Origin of the sequence: Streptococcus suis (assembly GCF_002964575.1) — a bacterium.
GTDB classification, from domain to species: domain Bacteria; phylum Bacillota; class Bacilli; order Lactobacillales; family Streptococcaceae; genus Streptococcus; species Streptococcus suis_R.
Window position 1 is genome coordinate 120593 of record NZ_POQQ01000026.1, and the last position, 25428, is coordinate 146020.

At 38.5% G+C, this 25428-nt stretch carries 26 protein-coding genes and 1 pseudogene; 4 read left to right on the forward strand and 23 right to left on the reverse strand.

What is annotated here, in order from left to right:
* Positions 1-88 precede the first annotated feature (88 nt).
* Positions 89-931: a DNA-processing protein DprA gene (gene dprA / locus C1E58_RS02245; RefSeq protein WP_105209181.1), complete on the reverse strand. Its 843-nt coding sequence runs from the start codon at positions 929-931 to the stop codon at positions 89-91.
* Positions 932-991: 60 nt separating this feature from the next.
* A complete protein-coding gene (locus C1E58_RS02250) occupies positions 992-1549 on the reverse strand; it encodes a sugar O-acetyltransferase (RefSeq protein ID WP_105209182.1) in 558 nt (185 codons plus the stop codon).
* A gap of 123 nt (positions 1550-1672) precedes the next feature.
* Between C1E58_RS02250 and C1E58_RS02255 the strand changes: the two genes are divergently transcribed.
* From C1E58_RS02255 to trhA, 3 genes are all read left to right on the forward strand, one after another.
* Positions 1673-1984, forward strand: a complete 312-nt coding sequence (locus C1E58_RS02255) for a rhodanese-like domain-containing protein (protein WP_105209183.1) — start codon at positions 1673-1675, stop codon at positions 1982-1984.
* A 96-nt stretch (positions 1985-2080) separates the two neighbouring features.
* A complete protein-coding gene (locus C1E58_RS02260; RefSeq protein ID WP_105209184.1) occupies positions 2081-2527 on the forward strand; it encodes a DUF1836 domain-containing protein in 447 nt (148 codons plus the stop codon).
* On the forward strand, positions 2517-3167 hold the full coding sequence (gene trhA, locus C1E58_RS02265; RefSeq protein WP_029171743.1) for a PAQR family membrane homeostasis protein TrhA: 651 nt from the start codon (positions 2517-2519) through the stop codon (positions 3165-3167). Before C1E58_RS02260 ends, trhA begins: the two co-directional genes overlap by 11 nt.
* A gap of 34 nt (positions 3168-3201) precedes the next feature.
* On the opposite strand, the gene C1E58_RS02270 is transcribed toward trhA, so the two are convergent.
* The 6 genes from C1E58_RS02270 to C1E58_RS02295 form a co-directional block, all read right to left on the reverse strand.
* Positions 3202-4212: a YdcF family protein gene (locus tag C1E58_RS02270; protein ID WP_105209185.1), complete on the reverse strand. Its 1011-nt coding sequence runs from the start codon at positions 4210-4212 to the stop codon at positions 3202-3204.
* Between the two features lie 2 nt (positions 4213-4214).
* The gene (locus C1E58_RS02275; protein ID WP_105209186.1) at positions 4215-4988 is read right to left on the reverse strand and encodes a ribonuclease HII; all 774 of its coding nucleotides are present in this window, start codon (positions 4986-4988) and stop codon (positions 4215-4217) included.
* Entirely contained in the window at positions 4975-5826 is an 852-nt protein-coding gene (gene ylqF / locus C1E58_RS02280) for a ribosome biogenesis GTPase YlqF (RefSeq protein ID WP_105209187.1), read from the reverse strand. Before ylqF ends, C1E58_RS02275 begins: the two co-directional genes overlap by 14 nt.
* A gap of 345 nt (positions 5827-6171) precedes the next feature.
* Positions 6172-7323 carry an iron-containing alcohol dehydrogenase gene (locus C1E58_RS02285; protein WP_105209188.1) on the reverse strand — a complete coding sequence of 384 codons (1152 nt, stop codon included), beginning with the start codon at positions 7321-7323 and terminating at the stop codon, positions 6172-6174.
* Between the two features lie 184 nt (positions 7324-7507).
* Entirely contained in the window at positions 7508-8056 is a 549-nt protein-coding gene (locus tag C1E58_RS02290; protein ID WP_238142213.1) for a hypothetical protein, read from the reverse strand.
* Between the two features lie 10 nt (positions 8057-8066).
* Positions 8067-8540 (reverse strand): hypothetical protein, encoded by a 474-nt coding sequence (locus tag C1E58_RS02295; protein ID WP_105114609.1) that lies wholly within the window; start codon positions 8538-8540, stop codon positions 8067-8069.
* A gap of 130 nt (positions 8541-8670) precedes the next feature.
* On the opposite strand from C1E58_RS02295, the gene C1E58_RS02300 reads away from it, so the two are divergent.
* Positions 8671-9471, forward strand: coding sequence for a helix-turn-helix domain-containing protein (locus C1E58_RS02300; RefSeq protein ID WP_105209189.1), 801 nt, complete (start codon positions 8671-8673; stop codon positions 9469-9471).
* Positions 9472-9820: 349 nt separating this feature from the next.
* On the opposite strand, the gene C1E58_RS12055 is transcribed toward C1E58_RS02300, so the two are convergent.
* The 15 genes and pseudogenes from C1E58_RS12055 to C1E58_RS02370 form a co-directional block, all read right to left on the reverse strand.
* Complete coding sequence (locus tag C1E58_RS12055) at positions 9821-9961, reverse strand: hypothetical protein (protein ID WP_161951253.1); 141 nt, start codon at positions 9959-9961, stop codon at positions 9821-9823.
* A gap of 83 nt (positions 9962-10044) precedes the next feature.
* Positions 10045-11190 (reverse strand): A/G-specific adenine glycosylase, encoded by a 1146-nt coding sequence (gene mutY, locus C1E58_RS02305; RefSeq protein WP_161951254.1) that lies wholly within the window; start codon positions 11188-11190, stop codon positions 10045-10047.
* A 185-nt stretch (positions 11191-11375) separates the two neighbouring features.
* Complete coding sequence (locus tag C1E58_RS02310; protein WP_105209190.1) at positions 11376-11819, reverse strand: VOC family protein; 444 nt, start codon at positions 11817-11819, stop codon at positions 11376-11378.
* An 80-nt stretch (positions 11820-11899) separates the two neighbouring features.
* Entirely contained in the window at positions 11900-12511 is a 612-nt protein-coding gene (locus C1E58_RS02315; protein WP_105209191.1) for a TIGR01906 family membrane protein, read from the reverse strand.
* Positions 12501-13274, reverse strand: a complete 774-nt coding sequence (locus C1E58_RS02320) for a TIGR01457 family HAD-type hydrolase (RefSeq protein WP_105111877.1) — start codon at positions 13272-13274, stop codon at positions 12501-12503. The genes C1E58_RS02315 and C1E58_RS02320 overlap by 11 nt, the downstream gene beginning before the upstream one ends.
* 9 nt (positions 13275-13283) lie before the next feature.
* Positions 13284-13613 (reverse strand): annotated as a pseudogene (locus C1E58_RS02325) (NUDIX domain-containing protein); the annotation flags it as partial.
* A 319-nt stretch (positions 13614-13932) separates the two neighbouring features.
* Positions 13933-15372: a recombinase family protein gene (locus tag C1E58_RS02330; RefSeq protein WP_105209192.1), complete on the reverse strand. Its 1440-nt coding sequence runs from the start codon at positions 15370-15372 to the stop codon at positions 13933-13935.
* Positions 15365-16981, reverse strand: a complete 1617-nt coding sequence (locus tag C1E58_RS02335; protein WP_105209193.1) for a recombinase family protein — start codon at positions 16979-16981, stop codon at positions 15365-15367. The genes C1E58_RS02330 and C1E58_RS02335 overlap by 8 nt, the downstream gene beginning before the upstream one ends.
* Entirely contained in the window at positions 16981-18555 is a 1575-nt protein-coding gene (locus C1E58_RS02340) for a recombinase family protein (protein ID WP_105209194.1), read from the reverse strand. The genes C1E58_RS02335 and C1E58_RS02340 overlap by 1 nt, the downstream gene beginning before the upstream one ends.
* Before the next feature lie 98 nt (positions 18556-18653).
* Positions 18654-18794, reverse strand: coding sequence for a hypothetical protein (locus tag C1E58_RS12170; RefSeq protein ID WP_105209195.1), 141 nt, complete (start codon positions 18792-18794; stop codon positions 18654-18656).
* 315 nt (positions 18795-19109) lie between these two features.
* Positions 19110-19514, reverse strand: coding sequence for a sigma-70 family RNA polymerase sigma factor (locus tag C1E58_RS02350; protein ID WP_024408884.1), 405 nt, complete (start codon positions 19512-19514; stop codon positions 19110-19112).
* 225 nt (positions 19515-19739) lie between these two features.
* Complete coding sequence (locus tag C1E58_RS02355) at positions 19740-20468, reverse strand: ABC transporter permease (RefSeq protein WP_024408883.1); 729 nt, start codon at positions 20466-20468, stop codon at positions 19740-19742.
* 17 nt (positions 20469-20485) lie between these two features.
* A complete protein-coding gene (locus C1E58_RS02360; protein ID WP_105209196.1) occupies positions 20486-21331 on the reverse strand; it encodes an ABC transporter ATP-binding protein in 846 nt (281 codons plus the stop codon).
* A 23-nt stretch (positions 21332-21354) separates the two neighbouring features.
* Positions 21355-24096 carry a DUF4135 domain-containing protein gene (locus tag C1E58_RS02365; protein WP_105209197.1) on the reverse strand — a complete coding sequence of 914 codons (2742 nt, stop codon included), beginning with the start codon at positions 24094-24096 and terminating at the stop codon, positions 21355-21357.
* Positions 24097-24340: 244 nt separating this feature from the next.
* On the reverse strand, positions 24341-25345 hold the full coding sequence (locus C1E58_RS02370) for an IS5 family transposase (protein WP_043037544.1): 1005 nt from the start codon (positions 25343-25345) through the stop codon (positions 24341-24343).
* Positions 25346-25428 lie beyond the last annotated feature (83 nt).

Below are 25428 nucleotides of genomic sequence, written 5' to 3' on the forward strand. Positions count from 1 at the left end.
TTTCCTTACAAGTATGTTTAACCTCACAAAGAATATACTATTTTTTAATCAGTGTCAAGATTTTTATTTTCCTATAGGAAAACTGATTTTAAAATTGATAGTCTGAAAGGATGTCCAAGCCTGATGTGATGCACTTTGCCCCCTCTTGAATTAGATGATGACAACCATCTGATTTTCCATCTAAAATAGAACCTGGAATGGCATAAACCTCTCTGCCACCCTCCAAGGCACGTTCACAGGTAATCAAGCTACCAGACCGCATTTTAGCCTCACAAACCACCAAACCCTCTACCAAACCAGCGATAATTCGATTCCGCTCTGGGAAATGGTATTTGAGTGGCTGGGCACCCAGTTCATACTCTGTCAGTACCAGATGGTGTTTGCCAATGTAGGTCTGCAAGTCCTTGTTTTCTTTGGGATAGACCTTGTCCAAACCTGTTCCGATAACGGCGATGGTCTGTCCACCATTTTTTAGGCTGGCAATATGGGCTGCAGTATCAATTCCTCTTGCCAAACCACTGACAATGACGAAGCGGTTATTGAGTTCCTTGATAATCTTCTGCACAGACTGAACGCCATTCTTACTGGCATTTCGGGTACCAACAACTGCTAGTTTTGATTTTTCCAGCAATTCTAAATCCCCTTGATAAAACAAAAGTACAGGCGGATTGTAAATCTGTTTGAGCGCCAAAGGATAGACCTCATCCAAAATTGAAAAGGAAGGATACTTGTTAAATTCCTCTCGACAGGCTTTGACATCCAAATTCTTATAATTCTCCATAAAGAGAATGGGATTTTTGCATTCAGATACCACAGCGATATTGCGTAAGGATAGCTTTTTACCAAATGTTTCTTGGTAGGTTAAAACCTTATTGATATTGAGATTGGTCAAACCTGCTTTTTTCCATTTAAACAATTCAAAATTATTCATTTTCTTCACCTCACTATTATTATTCGCAAGGGAAAGAAAAAACTCTTCCAAATGGAAGAATTATTTTTGAGGTATTTCTTTGATGACACGCGCAGGATTGCCTGCTAAAACGACATTATCACCGAAAGATTTAGTAACAACTGCTCCTGCTCCGACAACGACATTATCGCCCAAGGTCACACCTGGTAAGATAATGGCACCGCCACCAGCCCAGAAGTTATCTCCAATGGTAATAGGTGCGCCATATTCCATGCCAGAATTGCGTTCGACAGGGTCCAAGGGATGTAAGGGTGTTAGCAGTTGCACATTTGGACCCAACATAGCATTTTTCCCAATGGTAATGGGACAAACATCTAGCATAGTGCAGTTGAAATTAGCATAAAAATCCTCACCGACATGAATGTTACTTCCATAATCGCAGTAGAAATTGGGCTCCATGTAAATCCGATCACCTGTAGCTCCAAACCAGTTTTTCAAGATTTGAGAACGTATTGAGCCATCTAATTCATTATTGAAGTCCCGCATATTTTGGCGAGCCAGCGTTCTCATTTGTCTAAGTTCTGGATCGGCAGCTATATATAATTGACCTGCTATCATCTTTTCTTTTTCTGTCAGCATACATCTGCTCCTTTTTTATTCTTACTACTTATCATAGGATTTCTCATTCAAAAAGTCAAACCTTCTTGACAAATCCAGTCAAGATTTGATATTGTTCTTTTACATTCAAGAAAAGAGGGAATTATGTTAGAAAATCAAGAACAAACACGAACCTTGTCTGTTGCAGAATTGCTTGACTTATTGCAAACTGAAAGTGTTCAATTACTAGATGTTCGTGACCCAGAAGAATTTGCATCTGGCCATATAGATGGTGCCACTAATTGTCCGATGGATAAGATTGCCACATTTAATGGACCAGTCGACCAACACTATCTTCTGATCTGTAAGAGCGGAAAACGTAGCAAGCAGGCCAGAGAAATCCTGTCATCTAAAGGATTTAAGGCAAATGATATTGCAGGCGGCATGGATGCTTGGAGAGGACCAATCGTAAAATAAGGGTATTTCTGAAAAGAACTACCCTTTTTCTTTACATCGTTTTTTAAAAATTATATAATCTAGTTGTTAATACTAGATGTAAGAGAGTAAATAATCATGAAACAAACCCTCCCCTACTGGCATGAATTACCTGATTTAGACTTATATTTGGACCAAGTTCTGCTTTATGTTAATCAGACGACCAATTCATCAGAGCTATTGGAACAAAAAAGTTTGACTGCTGCCATGATCAATAACTATGTCAAACACAAACAGCTTGAAAAACCAATAAAGAAAAAATATCAGAAGCAGCAAGTGGCCCGCTTGATTGCCTTGACTATCCTAAAAAATGTTTTTTCCATTCAGGAAATCAGTCAAACCCTACATCTTCTTCTCCAGTCGAGCAATTCAGAAAGCCTATACAATCATTTTGTAGATTGTATGAGGGATAAAGAGAACGAAAAAACACCTGATATTATCCGATTTGCTTGTCAGTCCGTCAAACTTTATTATAAAACCCGCCTACTCACCATGGAGTTAGAAAGGAGTTACCATGAATCCTAGTTTGAAATTGAGCCTGCAACTATCCTTTGGAGAGGAGGTTGCTAACAGTGTCACACATGCAGTCGGAGCCCTGCTTATGTTGGTCTTACTCCCCATTACTGCAATCCATTCTTTTCAAGACTATAACGTGACCGCTGTGGTCGGCATGACTATCTTTGTCATCAGCCTATTTCTCATGTTCCTATCCTCCTCCATCTACCACTCCATGCCTTATGCTTCTACTCACAAATACATCCTAAGGATTATCGACCATAGCATGATTTACATTGCTATCGCTGGAAGCTACACACCTGTTGCCCTATCCTTGGTCGGTGGTTGGTTGGGCTATCTAATTGTTGGTTTGCAGTGGGGGTTAACTATTTTTGGTATTCTCTACAAAATATTTGCCAAAAAAATCAATGAAAAATTCAGCCTATTTCTCTATCTCTTTATGGGCTGGTTGGTTGTCTTTATCTTGCCTGCCATTCTTCAAAAGACTGGACTTGTTTTCGGAATTTTGATGCTGGCTGGTGGTTTATCTTACACCATTGGCGCCCTCTTCTACGCCAAGAAAAAGCCCTATTTCCATATGATTTGGCATCTCTTTATCCTACTGGCTTCAGCACTGCAATATATCGCCATTGTCTACTTTATGCTATAAGAAAACAGCTTCTAGAAACCTAGAGGCTGTTTTTTTAATGCATTAAACTGATGATCATTCCAATCAGATAAAGGGCTGATACGATGCTCAAAAAGACCAAATGCGCCTTTCGGCTCATGACCACATAGCCGACAAATTCCCGAATGAAGGCATTAAGGCTAAAGTAAAATCTGGTTTTTGCGCCGTAGCCGATACATTTGATTTTCAATTGTCGTGCCAATAGCAGGGCTCTGAAAACGTGATAGTAATTGGTTACAAGGGCAAATCGACTGCCAGGTTTCATCAGGGCATAGGAAAATTTCAAGTTTTCCTCGGTATTGGTTGATTGGTTTTCTATCACAATATCTTCCGAAGGAATACCCTGTTCCAAGGCATAGTTAGCCATGGCCTGCCCCTCTGCCAGGAGTTCATCAGGACCCTGTCCGCCTGACATGATGAGCTTGCTACCAGGATGCTTCTGGTAGATCGCTATGCCTTTGTCAATCCGCGAAGCCAAAAGTGGCGTTACCTTGTCACCAATCAAGCCAGCACCTAAGACCACCACATAATCAAGCTTGCCTGGGAAGAGATTGACCAAATTGACAAAGCTAGACGTGGTATAGAGCATGCTGATGATAATAGCATATGACACCAAAAAACCAACGTAGACGAACAGCATGTTGAAAAAGCTGATGCCTGAAAGGGATTGAACCACAAAGGGAGCGATGAAGAGATAGAAAGTCAGGGCGACTGCCAGTCCCATGGATAGGAAATTATGGAAACGAACCCCTTCTCTCTTCAAAATCTGAAAACCATTTAGATAAAGTGTGAAAAGCAGGACAAATGGACCACTTAACAAGGCTAAAAAGAGCACCATCGCCACGACTATAGCCAGCAAGCGCAAGATTTCATTGTTTTCGAGAATGCCTGTTGAGATAATCCATGCCAAGGCCCAGACGAGGATATTCAAGGCAAACAGTGAGATAAAAATCGACCGCCGCTCCCAGAAATAGACGAGAGCAAACAAAACGATAGCTGCTAAAAATAACCAGAAAAAGAATGTCAAGACTAGTTTCCTCCTGTTAGCATAGACTTAATGGGCTCAAAGGTCTTTCGGTGAATGGGCGTGATGCCTAGCTTGCTCAAGCCTTCCAAATGCTCTGCCGTTCCATAGCCTGCATTCTTGGCAAAGCCGTAGCCTGAGAACTCCTTGTCATAATCCGCCATCATCTTGTCCCGCGTCACCTTGGCAACGATTGAGGCCGCTGCAATAGACAGGCTATTAGCATCTCCCTTGATGATAGATGTTTGCGGTATGGAGGTATCCAACTTCATTGCATCTATCAAGAGATGTTCAGGCTCTTGGCTCAACTGCCCCAAAGACTCCAACATAGCTAACTTGGTCGCCTCATAGATGTTGACCTGGTCAATGACAGCTGCATCTTTGACGCCTACACCGACTGCCAGCGCCCGCTCCATGACTTCTTGGTAGATGACTTCATGCTTGGACTTGGGGATTTTCTTGGAGTCGTTGAGGTAGCGGATTTTGCAACCCTTGGGCAAGATAACCGCCGCTGCCACCACAGGACCTGCTAGAGGCCCCCGGCCGACTTCGTCGATGCCAGCGATTAACTCCACCCCATTTTCATAAAGAGCTTTTTCGTAAGATAGCATAGCTTCTAAGCGAGCATCTTCTGCCGCTTCTTTTTCCAACTCCTTACGACGTTTCTTGATGGCAGCCTGGGCTCCTGCTCGATTATCCTGAGCTAGTTTCGACCAGACAGGGCTGCCTAAACTGTCCACCTGGGTCAGCAGAGCAGTCACTTCCTTAATCGTTGCCATCTAAGTCACTCACCCTATCTAATGTATAGGTGCCCAAACGACCGTCCCGAACATCCTTGACAAAGAGGTTGTAAAAACGGTCATAGTCATCACGGAAACCCAGTTTCTTGGTCCAGTCCATGATGAGTTCAGGCGTTTCCTGCTCCAAATCCATGCCCTTGAACCGCTCTTGTAGACGTTCTGGGTAATGTGTCTTGAAATAGTCCAAACCAAAAATAGTCACTTCATCCATTGGCAAGAGTTGGTCCTTGATGGCTCCAGTCAGAGCCAACTTCAGTCCAACTTCCTGGTCCTCAAACTTAGGCCAGAGAATACCTGGTGTATCAAGGATTTCAAGGTCCTTGTTTGACTTGAGCCACTGTTGACCTTTGGTCACACCTGGTTTGTTACCGACAACGGCGATTTTCTTTCCAGCCAGACGGTTCATAAGGGTGGATTTTCCAGCGTTTGGAATACCGATAATCATGGTTCGCAAGGTCTCCTTTTGAATCCCTCTTTCGCGGAGGCGTTCAATCTTGTCTTTCATCAGACTCTTGGCTGCGTCGGTCACCTTTTTCACCGTCGCTTGCTCTTTTGAATTGATGGCAAGGGTGCGAATGCCCTGACCTTCAAAGTAGCTCTGCCATTCTTTGGTACGAACGGGATCAGCCAAATCAACCTTGTTGAGAATCATGAGCTTGGGCTTGTCGCCGACAATCTTGGTCAGCATGGGGTTTTGGCTGGATAGGGGTAGGCGGGCATCGACTAAAATGGTCACGAAATCAACGTGCTTGATATTCTCCTGCACCTGCCTGCGAGCCTTGGACATATGGCCCGGATACCATTGAATAATTGCCATGAGTGTATAATTCCTTTCGTAGCAAGGGTTTGAGGTACTTGCTGTCTTTATTTTTCATCTAGGCACCAAATAGGCACCAAAATTTCGATTACCATGACATTTCATAATCCAACACTTTACCATTGGATTATTGCCATGGGATACTCCTTCATCTTACTTCATTGAAAAAAGCCGTAAAAACGGCTTGGTTTGTTTCTATTATAGCAAAATTAAGACAGTTTGTCATATTCATTGATAAATGAACATGAATAGTTCTTTATTTGAATTAGGAAAGAGTTAAAAAATACCTACAACCTTTGTTTGCCTCAATAGATTGCAGGTATTTATTTATTTAAAGTTTATTGATTAGAACAACTCTTTATAGAAAGCAATCGTTTCTTCAAGGGTTGGCATAAATGGATTACCAGGCGCACAGGCATCAATCAAGGCATTCTTAGACAGGTATTCAAAGTCGAAGTCTTCTTCTTTGATAGCCAATTCTGTTAATTTCTTAGGAATACCAACTTTTGCTGACAATTCTTCGATTTGTGCAATAGCATAGTCTGCACACTCTTCATCTGATTTGCCAACAATATCAAGACCCAAAGCTTTTGCAACATCACGGAAGGCTGCTGGTACACGTTTGGCATTTTCACGTTCGATGATCGGTAAAATCATAGCACAGCACACACCGTGTGGCAGATCGTAAACAGCACCTAGCTGGTGAGCCATAGAATGCACATAGCCTAGACCAGCATTGTTGAAACTCATACCGCCCAAGAAGATAGCATGGACCATAGCTTCTCGAGCTTCGATATCTTGTCCGTTTTCAACAGCACGTGGCAAATATTCTTTGATAAGTTCAATAGCACCCATTGATAACTTTTTAGTTACTCCATAAGCACCCGGAGTTACCAAAGCTTCGATAGCATGGGTCAAAGCATCCATACCAGTTGCTGCTGTTAAGGCCGCTGGCTTAGAAAGCATGAGTTCAGGGTCGTTGACTGACATCACTGCCAAGCTATTCTTATCTACCATTACCATTTTTACCTTACGCTCTTCATCGGTAATAACATAGTTGATGGTAATTTCAGCAGAGGTGCCCGCTGTTGTGTTGATAGCTACAACAGGCAAGCCTAATTTTTCAGACTTATGCAAACCTTCATAATCTTGTGGCTTACCGCCATTAGTTGCCATAATAGAAATACAGCTTGCAGCATCTTGAGGTGAGCCACCGCCGACTGAGATAATAAAATCACATTCATTTTCTTGAAGAGCAGCTAAACCATCGTAAACATTTTTACAGGTTGGATTAGGATCAACCTGGCTAAATACCACGTAGTCTACTCCTGCTTCATCAAGAGGCTTGGTCACCTTTGGAAGAATATCACTGGTGCGAATGAATTCATCTGTGACAAGAAGAGCTTTCTTGTAGCCCAAATCCTTAACATACCCACCAATTTCATTGACACAACCGCGACCAATCAAGTTGACCGCTGGGACGTAAAATGTTGCCATAGACAACCTCCTTTTAGATTTATATGACGTATTATGTTATTGATTACTTATCGATTTCTTTTATATTATTATACTATATGCAAATGATTTTTGCAAATAGTATGTGATATTTTAAACAAAATACAATTCTATAGGGAAGGCCTAGACTTATTTAATTACCCTGTCAGCTTGAATGCTAGTCCATTCAACTAGCCACTTGGAATACTCCTGTCCAGTTTGTAAAAGCTTCTTTACGCATTTTTTCAATTTCCACTCGGAATGCTTGGGCAAGGCTGGCACGATTGAATGACGGTGACTTCTTAGAAATATCTTTCATCACTTTTTTAACTAGGATTTCTACCTCTTCTCCATCCCTAATCCCCATATTCCAAAGTTCTTGAAGGACACTTGTGTGAAACTGCTTCTCGTATTCTTTCATGGCCTCAATGGTCCAGTAATATTCACTACTTTCATCTTTTAACCATGTCCAAACAACATCAGCTTGCTTGGTCTTTGGCTTCTCTACCTCACAGGCCTGGCACAGCAATAGCTGATTGGACAAACTTTCTGCATGAAACCATTGCCCTGAAACAATCGGAACATTTTTTACTCCATAACTGGTGTGGCAACGCCAACAAGAAGGACTTAATACTTCAGTATCCTTTAAAATCCCCAAGGCAAGCAAGCGATCTGCCCAATATTCTACAACTGATAAAAGATTTGTCGTTTTCTTATTCCAAATAAACATGTTCATATCTACCTTTCTATATTCTTTCTAACATTTGGGCTTGTACTAAACTAGCTTGTATCATAGCTAATTCTACAAGACATGCAAGATTGGTTAAGTCTATACTCTCAAACAGACGATGGGAGATAAACGATTTTGGCTGCAATCTTGTGAGCGGTTTTGCCCAAGCTTGAACACCGACATCAAACTGTTTGATCGACTGAAAATATACTTGACTAACCATCATATAGGCTTTGCTATTTAACAAATAGGCATAATCTTGCATTAAATCACGACAAAATGACGCCAGCCAAACTGCTGCATACTTTACTTCATCATCTTGATAATGTTTTAATAACTGAAATGTTAGCTGGCTACCTCTACTCATTTCAGTACTGGCTACTTGAAATTTACTCTCTTTGCTCATCACAGGATGCAAATGGAAATGTTCTGCATAGACTTCCCATTCCCTGTAAATATCTGCCCAAGTAATCTCATGTTCTTGTTTCATTTTCTTCACTCTCCAACTTTAATGTGATACCATCATAACACCATTTTTTATTTTTGTCAAACATGTTAAACAAAACTTGTCAAAAAAATATGCTTATGGTATAATATGTTAAACAAAACGAGGTACTAGCATGATTCTAGGTGATATTTTAAAAGAATTCCGAAACCAAAATAAGCTCTCTATGGATAGGTTTGCAGAACTATCTGGCTTAACAAAGGGATATATTTCGATGCTGGAAAAAAATCAGCACCCCAAAACAAAAAAAGCTCTCCTCCCCACTATGGAAACACTGGAGAAAGTTGCCAAAGGTATGAACATAGCTGTTACAGATTTGATTCAGAAACTTGATGACAACCAAGCCATCGCCCTAACGCTTACTCCTGCTCAATTTGGACAATTTAATCAAGCCATTTCCGAGCAGGCACAGTTCTTAGATCAAACACTTGAAGGGGAATTTCATGACAGATGGATTGCCTTTGGACAAGAACAAATGACAATCATGCAGACCGTATCTACTCCTCAATCAGCCAGCATACTACGTTTAGATGACTACCGTGAACAAATTGACTTAGCTGTTCCAGGAAAGGTGTCGGCTGGTACTGGCTACTGGCAGGATAGTGATTTCGACAACCTGGTGTCCTTTTATAGCGAGGACATCCCTGATAGTCGGCAATACGATACCATCGCTCAGGTTGTCGGTGATTCCATGTCACCTGCTATTCAGGATGGAGACTACCTCTTCATTCGTCTGACACCTGATATCCCTCTGAATAGCATTGGAATTTTCTCAGTCAACGGGGAAAATTTTGTTAAGAAATACAAGGGAACCTACCTGCAGTCCCTCAATCCAGACTATGAGGATATTTACCTTAGCGAAGAAGACCATATTCGCCCTATTGGTCGAGTAGTAGATATCTATAGTCCATCCTAATAGCAACAATCCATAGCATGACCATGCAGAAAAGGAGGCTCCTCAGCCTCCTTTTTGTCTTTAAAATCGGAAAAGTCCATTACCAAAGTTACACGACAATTAGTTAATGATTAAATAATTATTCTGCTACCCTTATGTCTTTGATTGTCCTCTTATTTTGTTGTCTAAGTGTGGAGATTGCTTATTATGATGAAAATCACTAGAGGTTTTCTGATTTTCTTGGTTGCTAGCCAAGGACCTACCCTGACCATACAGTATTACGACACGAATAAGGATTAGCCTACTTTTGATTGAACTGGGTAGCAAGGCTAAGTGTGAGTGAATGCTATGCATTTTGCCAACAGATGCCTTAGGCATCAAAGTAGGGATAACGGACTTTTCCACTATTAGCCATCATCCTTTGGAGGAAGTGACTAGTAGTTAGCACCATCAGTGAACGCTGGTATACTCCTTTCAAGCAGGGTAGATGGCGTTCAGCATCTAACTTCATTATCTGATTTCTTCTAAGAGTAGTATAACACTTTTAGAAAACGCTATCAAATAATTATGTGCTCGAAAGTCTATTTTTTATTTCTATTCCGCTTTTACATATGCTTCCCACATTTTTTGTTGGGGTTTGGCAAAGGGATAGGTAGGAAAGTCTTCTACGGAAACCCATTTTAATTCCTTGTTTTCTGGAAGTTTGGTTGTTTCTGCAACTCCTTCAATCAATTCTATCTGCCATTTACGGTGACTGAAAATATGCTGAACGGTATCAAATTCTTGCTTATGCCAGTCAACAGCCATGCCGTAAAGTTCCGTAAAGCTCTGCCGCATATCGGATTGCACAACTTCTTCTGCGACTTCAAAGAGTGAAACTTGTTTGGCTACGACAGCCCCTTTTTCCAAAAGAGGAAAGGACCAAAAACCTGATAAGAGCCCAGCCTCATTATTTTTTTCCAATAAAAATTGATTATCGTTATTGCGGATAATAAAGCCTTGATAGGCTACAGGAACTGGCTTTTTCTTCGGCGCTTTAATAGGGTACTTATTCATGGTGCCGTTTAAATAAGCTGCGCTAAAGTCTTTGACTGGGCTATCCTGAGGGCGCGGGTTGACTGGTGATTCAATATCCGACCCCAAATCCATCAAGGCTTGGTTGAAATCTCCTGGTCTGTCAGGGTCTATCAAGATTTCCATCATAGCTTGAAAAATCTTGCGATTGGTTGGCAAGCCGATGTCATAATCCACTTCAAATAATCGACTAAGAACCCGCATGACATTGCCGTCTACTGCTGGCTCTGGCAAATCAAAAGCAATGCTTGAAATCGCCCCTGCTGTATAGGGACCGATGCCTTTTAGGCTGGAAATAGCTGCATGAGTGGTAGGAAATTGTCCATTAAAATCTTCCACCATTTGCTGGGCTGCCTTTTGCATATTTCGAACACGTGAATAATAGCCCAGTCCTTCCCATAGTTTGAGAATAACCTCCTCTGGAGCTTGAGCCAGGTCAGTAATGGTCGGCAAGTGATGGAGAAACCGTTCATAGTAAGGGATAACTGTATCAACTCTGGTCTGTTGAAGCATGATTTCTGACACCCAGATGGCATAGGGATCTCTGGTTCTTCTCCAAGGCAAGTCACGTTTATTGGCATCATACCAGTCTAACAGAGCTTTTCGGAAAGAGATGATCTTTTCCTCTGGCCACATATCAATTCCATAATCTTTTAAATCTAACATAAACTTAGTATAACACAAAGAAAAGGAGCTAGCTTTTGCTAACTCCAAAGAGTATTCTAAACGGTCAAAGCTACACATATCCAATCAATATATTCATTCCAGCACCATCAAAATGATTGAATCTTTGGAAGTCTCAACATTCGTCCCTCTTCAATATGCAGCAATATTCATTGACTAAAATAGAATTATTCTGCGTAATATTCTTGACCATAGCCAGCTACTTCTGCATTGACTTGCCAGTGGATACCGAATTTGTCTTGCAAGGAACCATAAGCAGGTGACCATGGCACAGCTTGCAAGTCCATTGTAATTTTCATAGCACCCTCAGATAGTTTTGTGAACAAATCTTGTGCAGTTTCAGCGTCGTCAGTAATCAAGGCAACTGTAATGTTGTCACCGATTGAATATGGCATTTCTGGGTTATTGTCAGAAAGCATGAAACGCTGACCATTTGGTAAACGGAACTGGGCATTCATGACATAGTTTTCTAGTTCTGCTGGACAATCTGGCAAGAAATCTTTATACAGATTGACTTGCTCTACCTCTGCACCAAGTGCATTTTTGTAGAATTCAATAGCTTCTAAACCATTGCCATTTGTTACCAAATATACTTCCATTGCTTTAAGCATGGGATACCTCCAAAGCATTGATAGCCCATTATATCACGAATTAGTTGTACGGACAATTTTTTGATTAAGACAAAGTTTTTTCATGTTGTATTCCACAACCATATGAAACAAAGCAACTCATAGAGGATAAAGAAAAGAAGAAAGCAATGAAGGAAAAATTCCTGTGGCAGTATATAAATGACCGGATCTTTCAGCGGGTCAAAGAGCCAGGTCGAATCTCCTGGAAAGAGCAGATGATGGAAGAGAACAAAAAAGCTATCAAAACCAATCAGCACCCCCACTAGTGCAATAAGCAAAGGAGCTAGTGCCATCCACATAAAAATAGTTCGATAGAGCTTGCCATAGCCTTTTCGCACAACTTCTTTCCAAAAATAGAAAACTGCAGGCAAACTAATCAGGAAAATAAGCTGTGCCAGATGAAAGAGAACTTTCACATCCGCAAAATGTTTCAGACCATCAGCTGAGGATGAAAAATTTGGCATGTCTAAAACACTTGCAAATGGATTGGTCAGATAGTTCATCAGGATAGTGAAATTGTAAGAAATATCCGACGCCTTCATGTAGACAATCTTCTCCAAACCTAAGAAGGAAATTTCCAGTGGATAAATTAACCAAGCTAGATAAATGGTTGCTAAAACGGCCGCTGACAAGGTGAAAAATACTGTTCCAACAAGCTGTAACTTAGTTCTCATCAAAACTCCATTCATCTAGGCTGTTGAGGACATGGGTTGGAGCCAGGGGTAAGTCTGCTACTTCTTCTGGCTTGGTAAATCCAGTCAGGATTAAAAGAGTTGGAAATCCATTGTCAATCCCTGCGCGAATATCCGTCAGGTAGTTATCCCCCACCATAACCGTTTGGCTACGTTCTGTACCTAAAATCTCCAGGGCCTTGTCCATGATAATCGCTTCAGGCTTACCGATAAAGGTCGGTTCTACTCGGGTAGCAGCTTTCAAAAGTGCAATTAGTGAGCCTGCTCCTGGCAAATGACCTCTTTCAGTCGGAATGTTCAAATCAGGATTGGTACCGATGAAGGTCGCTCCCTTTTGAATAGCCAAGGTGGCAATGGTTAGTTTTTCATAAGTTAACTGAGTATCCAAACCGACAACAACATAGGCTGGATTTTCCGTGTCTTCCACATAACCTGCCTCAAAAATGGCAGACTTGAGCCCGTCTTCTCCAATGACATAGACTGTCTTTTCTCGCCCCAAGTCATTCATATAATCTACTGTCGCCAAACTGGCTGTATAGATGGTTTCAAGCGGTGTTTCAATGTTAAAGTTTTCAGCCAACATAGCCTGCACCATCTCAGGACGGCGGGTGGTATTGTTGGTCACGAATAGATAGGGAATCTGACGTTCTTGCAAGCGATGAATAAAACGTTCACCAGCAGGAATCCGCTTTTTCCCTTCATAAATCGTGCCATCCAAATCAATCAAATAACCTTGATAAGTCATACTTTCTCCTTAATCAAATCGTGTTTCCCAATGCTCAGACCGACTAGCTTCCAAGCAAAGTGCTAACTGCTCAGCTGTATTTTTCCCAAGTGAGAGCGGTGGTAAGTCATCTAGACTGAAAAAGCCACTGGCAAGAGTTTCCGAATTGGGCTGGAATTCACCACCGAGTAAGCGACATAGAATGAAGACCTTGGTCACGCGGTGGGCTGACTTGGCAGGATTGTTCTTGTGCTTGTCCAAAATCGCCACCACACGCTGAGCCTCCACATCCAGCCCCGCTTCTTCCTTGACCTCCTTGACAACATTGTCCTTGACCGACTGGTCCACATCGCACCAACCCTCTTATGTCAAGTAAATGACACTATTTTTCTACACTGAAAACACCTTATTATACCACAAAGCTACTTTTCAAGAAAGAGACTCGCTATTACACCACGACAAACGCATGAAAAAATCGACTTCTCTGATATATAAGCGAAGTCGATTTTTTCAGAAAGTTTCATAAAAACTTTCCTCATACATTATTTTTTAGTAAATCAATACTATTTCTTTACAAGTATTATAACAGAAAAATGACATTTTAGACTATGAAACTGATATCTGAAAGCGTCATTTTCTTCATGCGTTTGTCCTGCTATTACACAAGTCTCTCATTAGATTATCTATAGACGACTGTAAAAGAACCTTGGCCATTGACGACAATCCTCTCGATATGAGTGTCAACCACTTCCTTGGTCAATTTCTTGTCAAATGCTATATTTTCCCTACCAACTACCTTTAATTGTTCTTCTATTTCCATTATAGAATTATCTAAGCTCTGACGTTTTTCCATGTAAGTTTCTCTTGTCATCAAGCCCTCTTTATAGTCTTGAAAATGAGAAACCTTTTGAGTTTTCAGCCGTTCAGCTTCTCTTATAAGATTCGTTTTTGATAGCTTTGGAGAGTTCTTCGGCAACCGAGACTTTAATTCTTTCTCGATAGCCTCTTCTATTCTATCTATCCGACAGGACTTCATGGTCTGACCTTGACTTCTACAGTAACGACAATAAAAATAATCATAGTTGTTATAGTGGCTATATCGAAGGAGACGATGCCCGCAATGTTCACAGATAACTAAGCCTCGTAATAAAACTTCTTGTGGCTGGTTGCAAGTCTGACTTTTCGGCCCACTAATGCGAGAGGCAAGTGATTGTTGAGCTTTGTCAAAGTCCTCACTTGATACAATTGCTTCATGATTATTGTCAAGACGTTCCCACTCTGATTCAGGCCGCCGAATTTGCTTACCATTTACCGTTGTTCTAGTGTTAAACAGGTATGTCCCCTTATAGGCTTCATTTTTGAGTATTTGGAGAATACCACTTCTCGTCCATACATTCCTCTTTTGTTCTGCAGTAATGATAATTGATTTTGTATACCTTGCTTGACTAACCTGCATTTTCCTCTCAGCTGGAGTAATCGTCTGTTCACTATTAAGTAACATCGCTATTTTTTGAGTTCCCATTCCCTCAATGCAAAGTCTAAAAATTCGTCTCACAATTGGAGCGACTTCCTCATCAATGATAATCTTAAATCGGTCATTTGGGTCCTTGATATAACCAAACGGTGGTAACCAACTCATGTTCTTCCCAGAGCGTTTCATACTGTTCATTGTACTCTTGACTTTTTCAGAAACATCTTTGGCGTAGAAATCATTGAGTAAGTTTCTAAAGGGCACATCAATATCCAGTCCATTATGTTCAGACACCAGGCTATCATAATGGTCGTTGAGAGCAATAAATCGAACTCCGAGAAAAGGAAAGATATTCTCCAAATAGTTTCCCAATTCCAGATAGTCACGCATAAATCGAGACAAATCCTTGACGATGATATAACGGATTGTTCCAGCCTTAACATCGGCCATCATGCGTTTAAAGGCTGGACGTTTAAGACTGGTGCCTGAAAAACCATCGTCCACAAACTCCAAACGTTCCCAGTTCTTGAACTCAGGTTCTTGGTCAAGAAAATGGTTTAATAAGTACCGTTGATGAGTAATTGAGTTGCTTTCATCTGTATTAGCCTCATCAACTGACAAGCGGAGGTATAGAGCGATTTTAGTCATGCTCGTCCCACCCGATCCGACAGTTAAAAGTTACTGTGACTGTTTTGTCCACATCAACTTCAATCCGTTCTATTAAAGTATTTAAGAGTTCTGCCGTTAAAACTGCTTGATTGTTACTCTTGGCTAGATGTCTAACCCAATTCACCTGCTTATTGTACTCCTCCTCAATCTGCTTTATTGAAGTTTCACATTGGGCTATTTCTTGTGAAATGGTTTTGATTTTTGAGTTTATTTCTTTCTTTTTGGAAAGATAGTCTTCTCGCTTAGAGCGGTTAAGACTGAACGCTGCGTAAAGATCACTTAGTTCAGCATTCCATTGTACTATTGAACCTTGATGACCCCTCAACTGCTTTTGATATGTCTTTAGGCAATTCTCCTTTTTAGATTCAAGTCGAGGCAATAAAGTCTCAACTGTACCTAAACGCTTCATTGCAGTTTGAAGCAACTCTAAGATTATCTTATCCAAAGCTTTCTCACTAATAGAAACGGTCCGTCTTTCTGATTGGTTTGAATCATAAACATAGTCCATAAAATAATAATAATCATAATCGGACTTATTGTTTGAAAAATGGCGACACTTTCGAACCATTTGAGTTGATTTGGTTTTGCCATAAATCAAACCTTTATAGCGATTTGAAGTTTTTACTCGGTCAGTCTTTTTAACAGACTTACGACTAGCAGAATACTGAAGAATTTTTTCGTAGTCATCTTTGCTGATATAGGCTTCCTGCGCATTTTCAAAATAGATATAGTCATCTTCAGACAAGGATTTGTTTCGTGTTCGCTGAACAAGGTCTCCCCTGTAAACAGGCATCTTAATCAGACGAAGTAAATTTCCTGCTTGCCATCTTTTCGTATCCTGCTCACCTCTATATAATTGACCAGTCTTACGGTAGGACTGTGGTACAGCAATTTCTCTACGATTCAATTCAGCAGTAATCTGAGGCATGGATCTACCTTCAATTGCCTCTTGAAAAACAAACTCTAAAATTGGCTTAACCTGATTATCCATAACTAACCTTGCACCTGCTTCATTACGGTCGATGCGATAACCATACGGTGCAGAAGTTCCAATGTAGTAGCCTTGACTAGCTTGATGGATATTATAAGCCATAACTTTCTTTGAAATATCCTTAGCATATAAGTCGTTGACCAAATTCTTGATTTCCACCTCAAAGGATTTCTTATCCTCTAATCCGTCGAGTGTGTCTAAGTTGTCATTGATTGAAATAAATCGAACTCCCATAAAGGGGAATACTTTATCAATCAGTCGTCCCATCTCAATGTAATTTCGACCCAAACGGGATAAGTCTCGAATCAAGATACAGTTGATAATCCCTTTTTTGAGGTCATCCATCATGTCTTGGTAGGCAGGTCGGTTAAAGGTCGTGCCGGAATACTCATAGTCGATGTAACACTTGGTTACAGTTAACCCTTTCTCCTTGGCAAAGGCTCTAGCAAGACTTTCTTGCGTCTCTAAGGACTGCGATTTGTTTCGCCAGCTCTCAGTACGTTCCTTGGATAGGCGAATGTAAATACCCGTACGATAAGTTTGAAGTGGTACCTCATCTATCGTTTCCTTACGGTAGCGGTTCTTAGTACGTGCCATTAGACCACCTCCGTCTCTCGATGAGAAAACTGCTGGAGGAGTTCTAGTTCTGCCACATCATGAAACACTAAGGTCAACTCCTGATTCTCATGAATGACAATACGGTCAAGTAAGGTCACTAAAGTGAGACGATTGAGCTCTTGGTTATTTTGTATGGCACTCAACTGGTCTAACCACTTCTCCTTATCCTGAAGTTTATCATACAGGATTTGAGCTAACTCTTTCTTTTGAATGATTGTGTCTTCAATTTGATTTAGCTTTTGGCGATAGCATCGCTGAAACTCTTGGTATTCTGTATCATTGATCAAACCGTCGTCTAAATCCAAATACAAGGACTGGAGCAACTGTTCATGCTTCTTGCGATTCTCATGTAGAGAAGTAAAATCAACTTCCAAAAACTGTTCTTGATTAACATAATCAGGAACTGCTTTAATCAGATAGGACTTCCAGTCAAGGTGTTGATAGATAAACGTAGCGACCAAGTCAAGCAACATATCTTGCTTAATCGCATGGCGACTACAACCTCTTCCGTTATTATAGGTGCTACAAATATACTGAACAGTCTCTTTATCCTTGTAACGGAGTTTTCGTTGTAAAAGCTGAGACTGACAATCACCACAGAACAATAATCCTGCAAAGAGGTCAGGTAACTTCTTCCCATGTTTGACATCTCTGAGTAAGAGATTATTAGCAAGCTCAAACGTACTTTTTGAGATAATCGCCTCATGTGTATCATCAACTCGTACCCATTCTGCTGGATTCACAGCTACAGACTTTTGAGACTTGTAGTTGAGTTTGGTTTGTTTCCCTTGTTCCAAAGTGCCTGTATAGACACGATTAATCAGGATACGATTGACCATTTTGGTATCCCACTTGTAGTTATGACCATGAAAACCTTTAAGCTTTTCTTGACAGACTTTCTTACGTTGTAGAGGCGTCTCTACACCAGTTTTGTTAAGAAATCCTGCAATAGCGTTTGAGGAATATCCCTCTAATTTAAGAGCAAAAATTTTCTCAATGGTAGGGCGTACATTCTCATCAACCACTAGATGATTCCGTTGCTTTTCATCTTTGCGATAGCCATAAGGGGCAAAAGCTCCAATAAACTCGCCCTTTTGTCGTTTAGCTTTTTGGGTACTCCTAACTTTGGTTGAGATGTCTCGACAGTAACTATCATTGATGAGACTTTTGATAGGCATAACCAGATGTGTTTCATTAGTATCTGCGGTCATACTATCATAGTGATCGTTGACCGAGATAAACCTAACTCCCATAGCAGGAAAAATTCGCTGAAGGTATTTCCCAGTCTCAATATAGTCACGACCGAAGCGTGACAAGTCCTTAACAATAATAGTATCAATTGTCTTATCATTAACCATTGCCATCATACGGTTAAAGTCAGGGCGGCTAAAGGTTAAGCCACTAATACCATCATCCATAAATTCTTCTAAAATCGTGAAATCATGATTTCTGGCATAATCTCTCAAAAGTGAGCGTTGGTTGATGATGGAATTGCTTTCCACATTATCCCCATCATCTCGTGACAGGCGTAAATAAATACAGGCTTTTGTCATGTTTATCTCCTTAATCAGTGTTTAGGTGCTTACCGATTAAGGATTGAGGTTCTACTATTCTATTTTACATAATCTACCACGACTTGTCCGCTAAAAAATCAAATTTTTTCCAGCCGTCGCCCCAGTAAATCATCTAAAACGTCTGTAAGACTTAGTGGCTGATCACTTACTTGTACTGTAACCTTATATCCCTCAATCACAATCTGCGGTAATTCCGCACCTGTTTGTATTTTTTCCATAAACGTTTTTCCTTTACTTAAAATTTTGACCTCTGTAGGTAGAACTGGTTAAGTTCTTCATGGGAGTTTCACCCGCTGTCCTTTCTCGATGGCAGCCTGAACGTTCAGAAGTATCATTATCCTCATTTGTCTCATGGCAGATAGGTAACCAACCTATTTTATAGCCGATAATTCTCGCTCATCTCACGGCGTACCAGGCTAAATTGCTCCACAAATGATTAAAGTCCCACTTCAGTCTATTCAGTTGTCAAAGGGCAAAAAGAGACTAAAAATTCCTCTCACTATTAAGAGTGACTTTCTTAGTCCCTTGTTCCGTTATTTTTCAAAAAATTTTCGTAGATTGTCCAAGATAGTATTTCTCATCCGAAAAAGGCTAGTCGCAGACATCTCATGCTCTATTGCTACTTCTCTGATGGTATGTTCTCTAAAATACAGAGCGTCAATAATTTCAAACTCTTTATCTGATAAGGTTAATAAAGCCTCATTTAGTTGCTCAATAAGGAGCTTGGTTTCTACTAAACGTTCAACATCCACAGTAATATCTGGTAGTATATTTTCTAGTGGCAACCCATCTACTTCAAATGACGAAAAAGGTAATACTCCAAATTTCCTATCTTTTCTATTCAGATACTTCTCGTGATTGACCAATTGCCAATAACTTTTATAAACTCCTTCTGTTACAGGAATTTTACCATCTCTAACATGAATATAATATTTCATTTTATCCTCCTTTTATGATTTTTTCTTGGTCATAAAAGGAGGGGCCCTTATCTCAACCATAGCTATTTCTCACTTATTGTTCAGCTCGAGAAGTTCTCGTCACTATTAGAGTGAAAATATGGTGTTCTTGTTCCAAAAAATGAAATGCGAAAAAAAGCAAGCTCTCTTGAACTTGCTGTTACAAAATTTTATTGTGATCCGATTTAATTATGAGTAATTGGCAGATTAAAAGGAGTACTCTTTACTCTTCTTAATAGCTAAACAATATAGTAAAATAATTGCAATCATTACCACACTATACTGACTGACAGACATTGTATTTGAAGCTGCAAAAACTGGTAACGAGTATAGAGGCAAAATTTCTATAATTTTAATAAGAAAATCATAACTTGAATTGATTAGAATAGTATTCAATATATTCGGTAAAAAAAGCAGTAAACCTACCAAAATACCAAAAACAAATCCACTTTTAAAATTATAAAGGTATAAGATATAAGATAAGAGAAAATAAAATAAAACCAATAAAACTGTATTTCCTGAGAATGCTGTTAAAAAATGAATCCCTAGTTCTCCTGGAACCCCTAGCTTACTTACAAATAAAAGCAGCAAAATACCATTCAGTGCATAAATTAGGGAAACAACAATAGCATATAAAACATTCGAAATTACATAATTAATCCGATTTTGATTTCTATTATAAAATAGACTAATAGTATTATGAGAAAAATCCCTGTTAATAATTCTATTTGCATGAATAACTGCCATCAACATTCCCATCATGGCATAAAAATTTGAAATATGCTTTATTCCAAAAGATGTTCCTGGATTATTCAGGATAAATAGTGTAACCAGTATCGGAGGTAAAAAAGAGATTAACTGCCCAAAATATATTGCTCCTGACGAATATAATTCTCGTATGCTTTCTTTAAGAAAATTCAATTTATGTAATGTCATAAGTTTTCACCCTTTCTTTATTTTGACCGGTTCAAATAAATGTCCTTCAGTGTTTCTTTTTTTGTTTCAAAGTCCACTACTTTAATAGAGTGCTCATTGAAAAATTTAAACAAATCACCACTTTTAATCACTCCCGATAAAGTAATTTTCAATCCATCCTGGTGGATGACCTCCCCAAATGATTGCCTGCTAGAAAAAATTTCCAAATCATTGAGCGATTGAAAAACGATATCAATCAAAGAAATATTACTATCTTTTCCAAGTGTTCGAGATGTTAATAAGCCATTTTCCAAAAAAAGAACTCTAGTACAAATTTCTTCAATATCTTCTAATTGGTGGCTTGATATTAAAATTCCTACATTTTCACTTGATGCTAAATGTTGTAATAATCCTAAAACCTTTTGAGAAGTTTCAACATCTAAACCATTCGTAGGTTCATCTAAGATTAAAAACTCAGGTTCAGTAACCAACGTTGAAAGTAATGCTAACTTTTGTTTCGTTCCTAATGAATATGTTTTGACTTTCTTATTAATTGACTGTGTAAAGTCCAGCGTTTGGATAAATGATTCAAATTTTTCTTGATTAAAATCTACACCATATAATGTTGACAGATACTTCAAATTTTCTAAACCTGATTTGGATAAAAATAATTTGGGCTCTTCAATCAAGTATCCAACATTACCAGTACCAGTTACTGTTCCTAAAGTCGGTTTACTATTTTGTACAAGAATTTTCATCAACGTACTTTTACCAACGCCATTTCTTCCTACTAAGCCGACAATTTCACCACACTTAAGTTCAAAATTTATATCCTTTAGAATGGTCATATCGCCATAATTTTTACCTAAATTATTAATTTTCATGTTGAACTTCCTCCATAAAAATACTATTTAATGTTAAATAATTCTTTCTGATAACTTTCAGAACTTAAATTTAAAGGTATATAAGACTTCTCACCTTTGTTATAATTCTTTAATAATATAGCCGTATCTATAATGCCTGACCAACCTAAAAAGTATCCTAACAAATAATCTCTAGACTTTTCACCAGTATAATACCCATTTTTTTTAGCTATCACAAAGACTTTTTTCCAATATTTATTGGCTAAGTCTAAAAACCTTTTATCATCGGTTATCGCATATACAAATAATAATGATTGTACTTTACCAGCTACTCCATGGCATACCGATAAATCAATTTCTAGATAATCATCGTAATCGTCTATTTCTGTGCAATTTCGTGCAAATTCAAATAAATCAATTCTCTTATTTAATCTACGAGCCATCTCATACAAGACCATAAGTAACCCTGAACTGCCGTTACACCATCCATTTTCAACCTTTTTAACCTCTGCCATCATTTCAAGAACACTTTGAAATATCAAATCGCTTTGCTCAAAATTATTAAACTTTTGGTTTAATCTAAACTCTGCCCATTTTATCCCAAGTTTACCATGAGCTATTCCAAATTTCTTAAAATCACTATTCACATAATCTATCGACTTTAATTGACTTTTCATCAACTCAAAATTAGAACAAGAAAATGTTGATAAAACATGACTAACTCCTATTGGCTGTAAAAACAGATCGTTCGCATATAAATTGGATTTATTGGAAATTAAACTCTCCTCCATTTCTGGAATTCTTTGGTCTTTATAGCCTTTTAAAAAAAGTAAAGAATTTTTTCCCGAAATAATTGAGTCGCTACTACCGTTTTCGTTTGAATCCAATATTTTTTGTAATTCTGAAAATGCAGAAATTATTTTTTTAGTATACTTTTTATTTTTTATATGTTCGAAAACAAAAAGAATTCCAGCAGAATCAAAGAACGATACCTGCATTATAGAATTGTAAGATAACGTAGTATTACCATAAATACCTGTTAGCCAACCCATTTTTTCCTCATTTTTAGTCTTAATTGAATTTTCTAACAAAAAATCAATCATATAGTTTGTATCAAGTGACTCCAATGAATCCAACAATTTATTAAACAATGGAGAATTTTTTTCAGTGTTTTTTAAATCATTTCTAAATCTAGATTCAACCATTCTTATATATGAAAAGCCTTCGGCTATAAATCTTTTATCTAAACTTAACTGCTTTTCTGATGATTTGTCTAATCTATTAAGCAAGTTTTCTTTTGGTGACATCTCAAAACATCTTGACTGAAATCCTGAGAAAGTTTCAAGATAATTTGAATCATATTTTATGTAGAAATAAGGAATATCTCCAGAAATTAACATGTCCTTTTCTTCTGAAATAATATTTTGAGTATCTAAATCAGATGTAAATATTTTTGAAGATTTAATATAATTTAAGACATTATTATTAATACTCTCTAGACTAGTTAAATTTTCTGGGTAAAGGCACGCATCAATCAAGAGATAATACTGAGTTGTAGGTCTAAGTACCACTCTCAAAATACAATCACCTTCTGATACCACTCTCTTTATTTGATTCTTAGATTGAAGAACTTTATAATAACCCTTCTCGTATCCAGCAATAAATTCCGTCTGAAATTCTAAAGGCCTTATATCTCTCGCACTATCAAACAAAAAAGAGGTTGACTGTTTTGTTGACTTAATTGTCTCTTTTACAATATCCATTCCATCAGTTCCAAAATCTTTCAGTCTAAAGACCTTTTCATTTGTTTCTTGAGGAAATAACGTATTAATACCACCAATTAAGATATCATGAGGAAATACACTTAATTTTGAAGGCATTATTGTCGTAGTAACTATAGAATTTAATAGCATCTCATTTACTGTATCTACTAAATTTTTTATCACTCTCTTATTTGCGGGCTGGAATACTGTTTCCAAATCTATAAAATATGGTCTATTTTTATTAAATACAATATTTTCATCATGTAGATCTACTGCTCCTAGACAACTAAAAACAGCTGAACAATAACCTAAATTAAAATAACTCTTATCTAGCTCACAATGATTGACGTGACTTTTCTCTATATATTCTTGCCACCCATAACCTTCACAATCCAGGCTAAGTGGAACAGGAATAAAGCCTAATGTATTTTCTATATTCAAAGCATCTTGAAAAATCTCTCTTACAAGTTTGTCAACAGTAAGTGATCTGGGTTTATAAATAATCCTCTGTGAGTTGCTATCAACAAAACACAAAACTATTCTTCCTCCATTGTGGGGGTCTGAATCCATAGGATATACTTGTTCTATTCTTGTATTTTTACTTAGAAAAGCATCTTCTAGCAACGTATAATCTTTATAATAATTATTAATTACATCTGTTAGATATTCTAATAGATTTTTCACCGAATTCTTTATCAATTCATAATAAACAGGATATTTCTCAAACCAAACTGAGATAGTTGTTTCATTAAATTGAGAAACATAATGATTATAAGCAACAGATGACCCCTTATTTATCGGAAAATTATTCTCTTCTCGGAACTTATGAAATTCATATGTGAACACTTTGTAACTTAATTGCCATAAATTCTTTTCTAATATTTGATAACAACACCTCTTTATTTGAATTACAATTGAAGGAATGTCAATGTTTCTTCTAGAAATTTCTTCTAATTTAATTTCAAACTGTTCAAGATCATCCTTGAAAAAGTTTTTTAAAGACTCAGTCAAACATACTTCCATATAGAATACCTCCTAATATAGTTATTAAGGTACCCACAATTTTAATAAAATATATTAAAACTACTGGTACAATTTGTTCCTACACATTTTTTTAAATCCATTAATCTCCAGTATTTTCATATTTTTTATAGGCACCTCTAAAAACTTCAAGTAGTTGTTAAGTAAGCCCTAATTGTAAGCATTATTTCCAGTAAGCTTCACTTTCGAAGCTTACTTTTTGCTTACTCTCCTATTTTTGGGCGCACTAAGCCCACGATGGCAATCCCAGTCGTTTGATTTGCTCAAAACGACAGATATTGTAGAGCAGGTTGGTTAAGGTCACATTGGTTTTAGCTCGTGCCTTCCCAGTTGCTCGACAGATGCTACCTTTCATGCTCATTTCAATGAAGCCAAAAACATGCTCAACGCGACAACGGACTTTGGCAATATGTCGATTAATGACCTTATCAGTCTCGGTCAACGGTTTATTTCTAAACGCACGACGAATCGTGTGGTGGCGACAACCTTCTGGTACTGATTTTCCAACATAAGCACTGTCATCAAAAACCGCTTCATTGGCATCACAAAGAGGAGCTAGGACATTGGAGTCGTGTACACTAGCTGTTGCGACCTCATAATTTTTGATAAGTTTTGATTTTCTATCGACACAAATATGGTTTTTATAGCCAAAATAGCGGACATTACCTTTGCGCGTCCAAGTCGCATCTACGTCTTTTTGGCTCCGTTTAGTCTTATTCCAACCTTCTATCTTTTCGCCTTTCTTGATTTTCTGATTGTCTTCACGTGAATTGCGTTGTTTAGGGCATTCGACAAAGGTAGCATCCACAATCTGACCTGAATGGGCAATCACCCCTTCATCTGTGAGATGGGCAAAGAACAAATCGAACAACTCTTTTTCACAACCTGACTTGGTTAATTTCTCACGATAGAGCCAGATAGTTTTCGCATCGGGAACAGTGTCTTCATGACAACCAACAAAACGACGAAAAGATATACGATCCAGCAGTTGATATTCCATGGCATCGTCAGATAGGTTATGAAGACGTTGAAGCAAGGGCACTTTGAACATCATGAGATAGTCTAGGTGAGGACGACCGCCACGACTGATGACTTTATCTTTACGACTGAATAACTCTGACAACAATGGAAGAAAGATATTCCAATTCATAACAGCATCCAAACGTTCTAAGGGATTGCCTTTCTCTGATAGTTTTGACAAGATTTTTTCATCGTCTGTGAATATATGCATGACAGTTCTCCTCATTACTTTTTATTCTATTATCTCATTTTTGGGAAATTTAGGGAGTTTTTAGAGGTGCCCTTATCAAATAG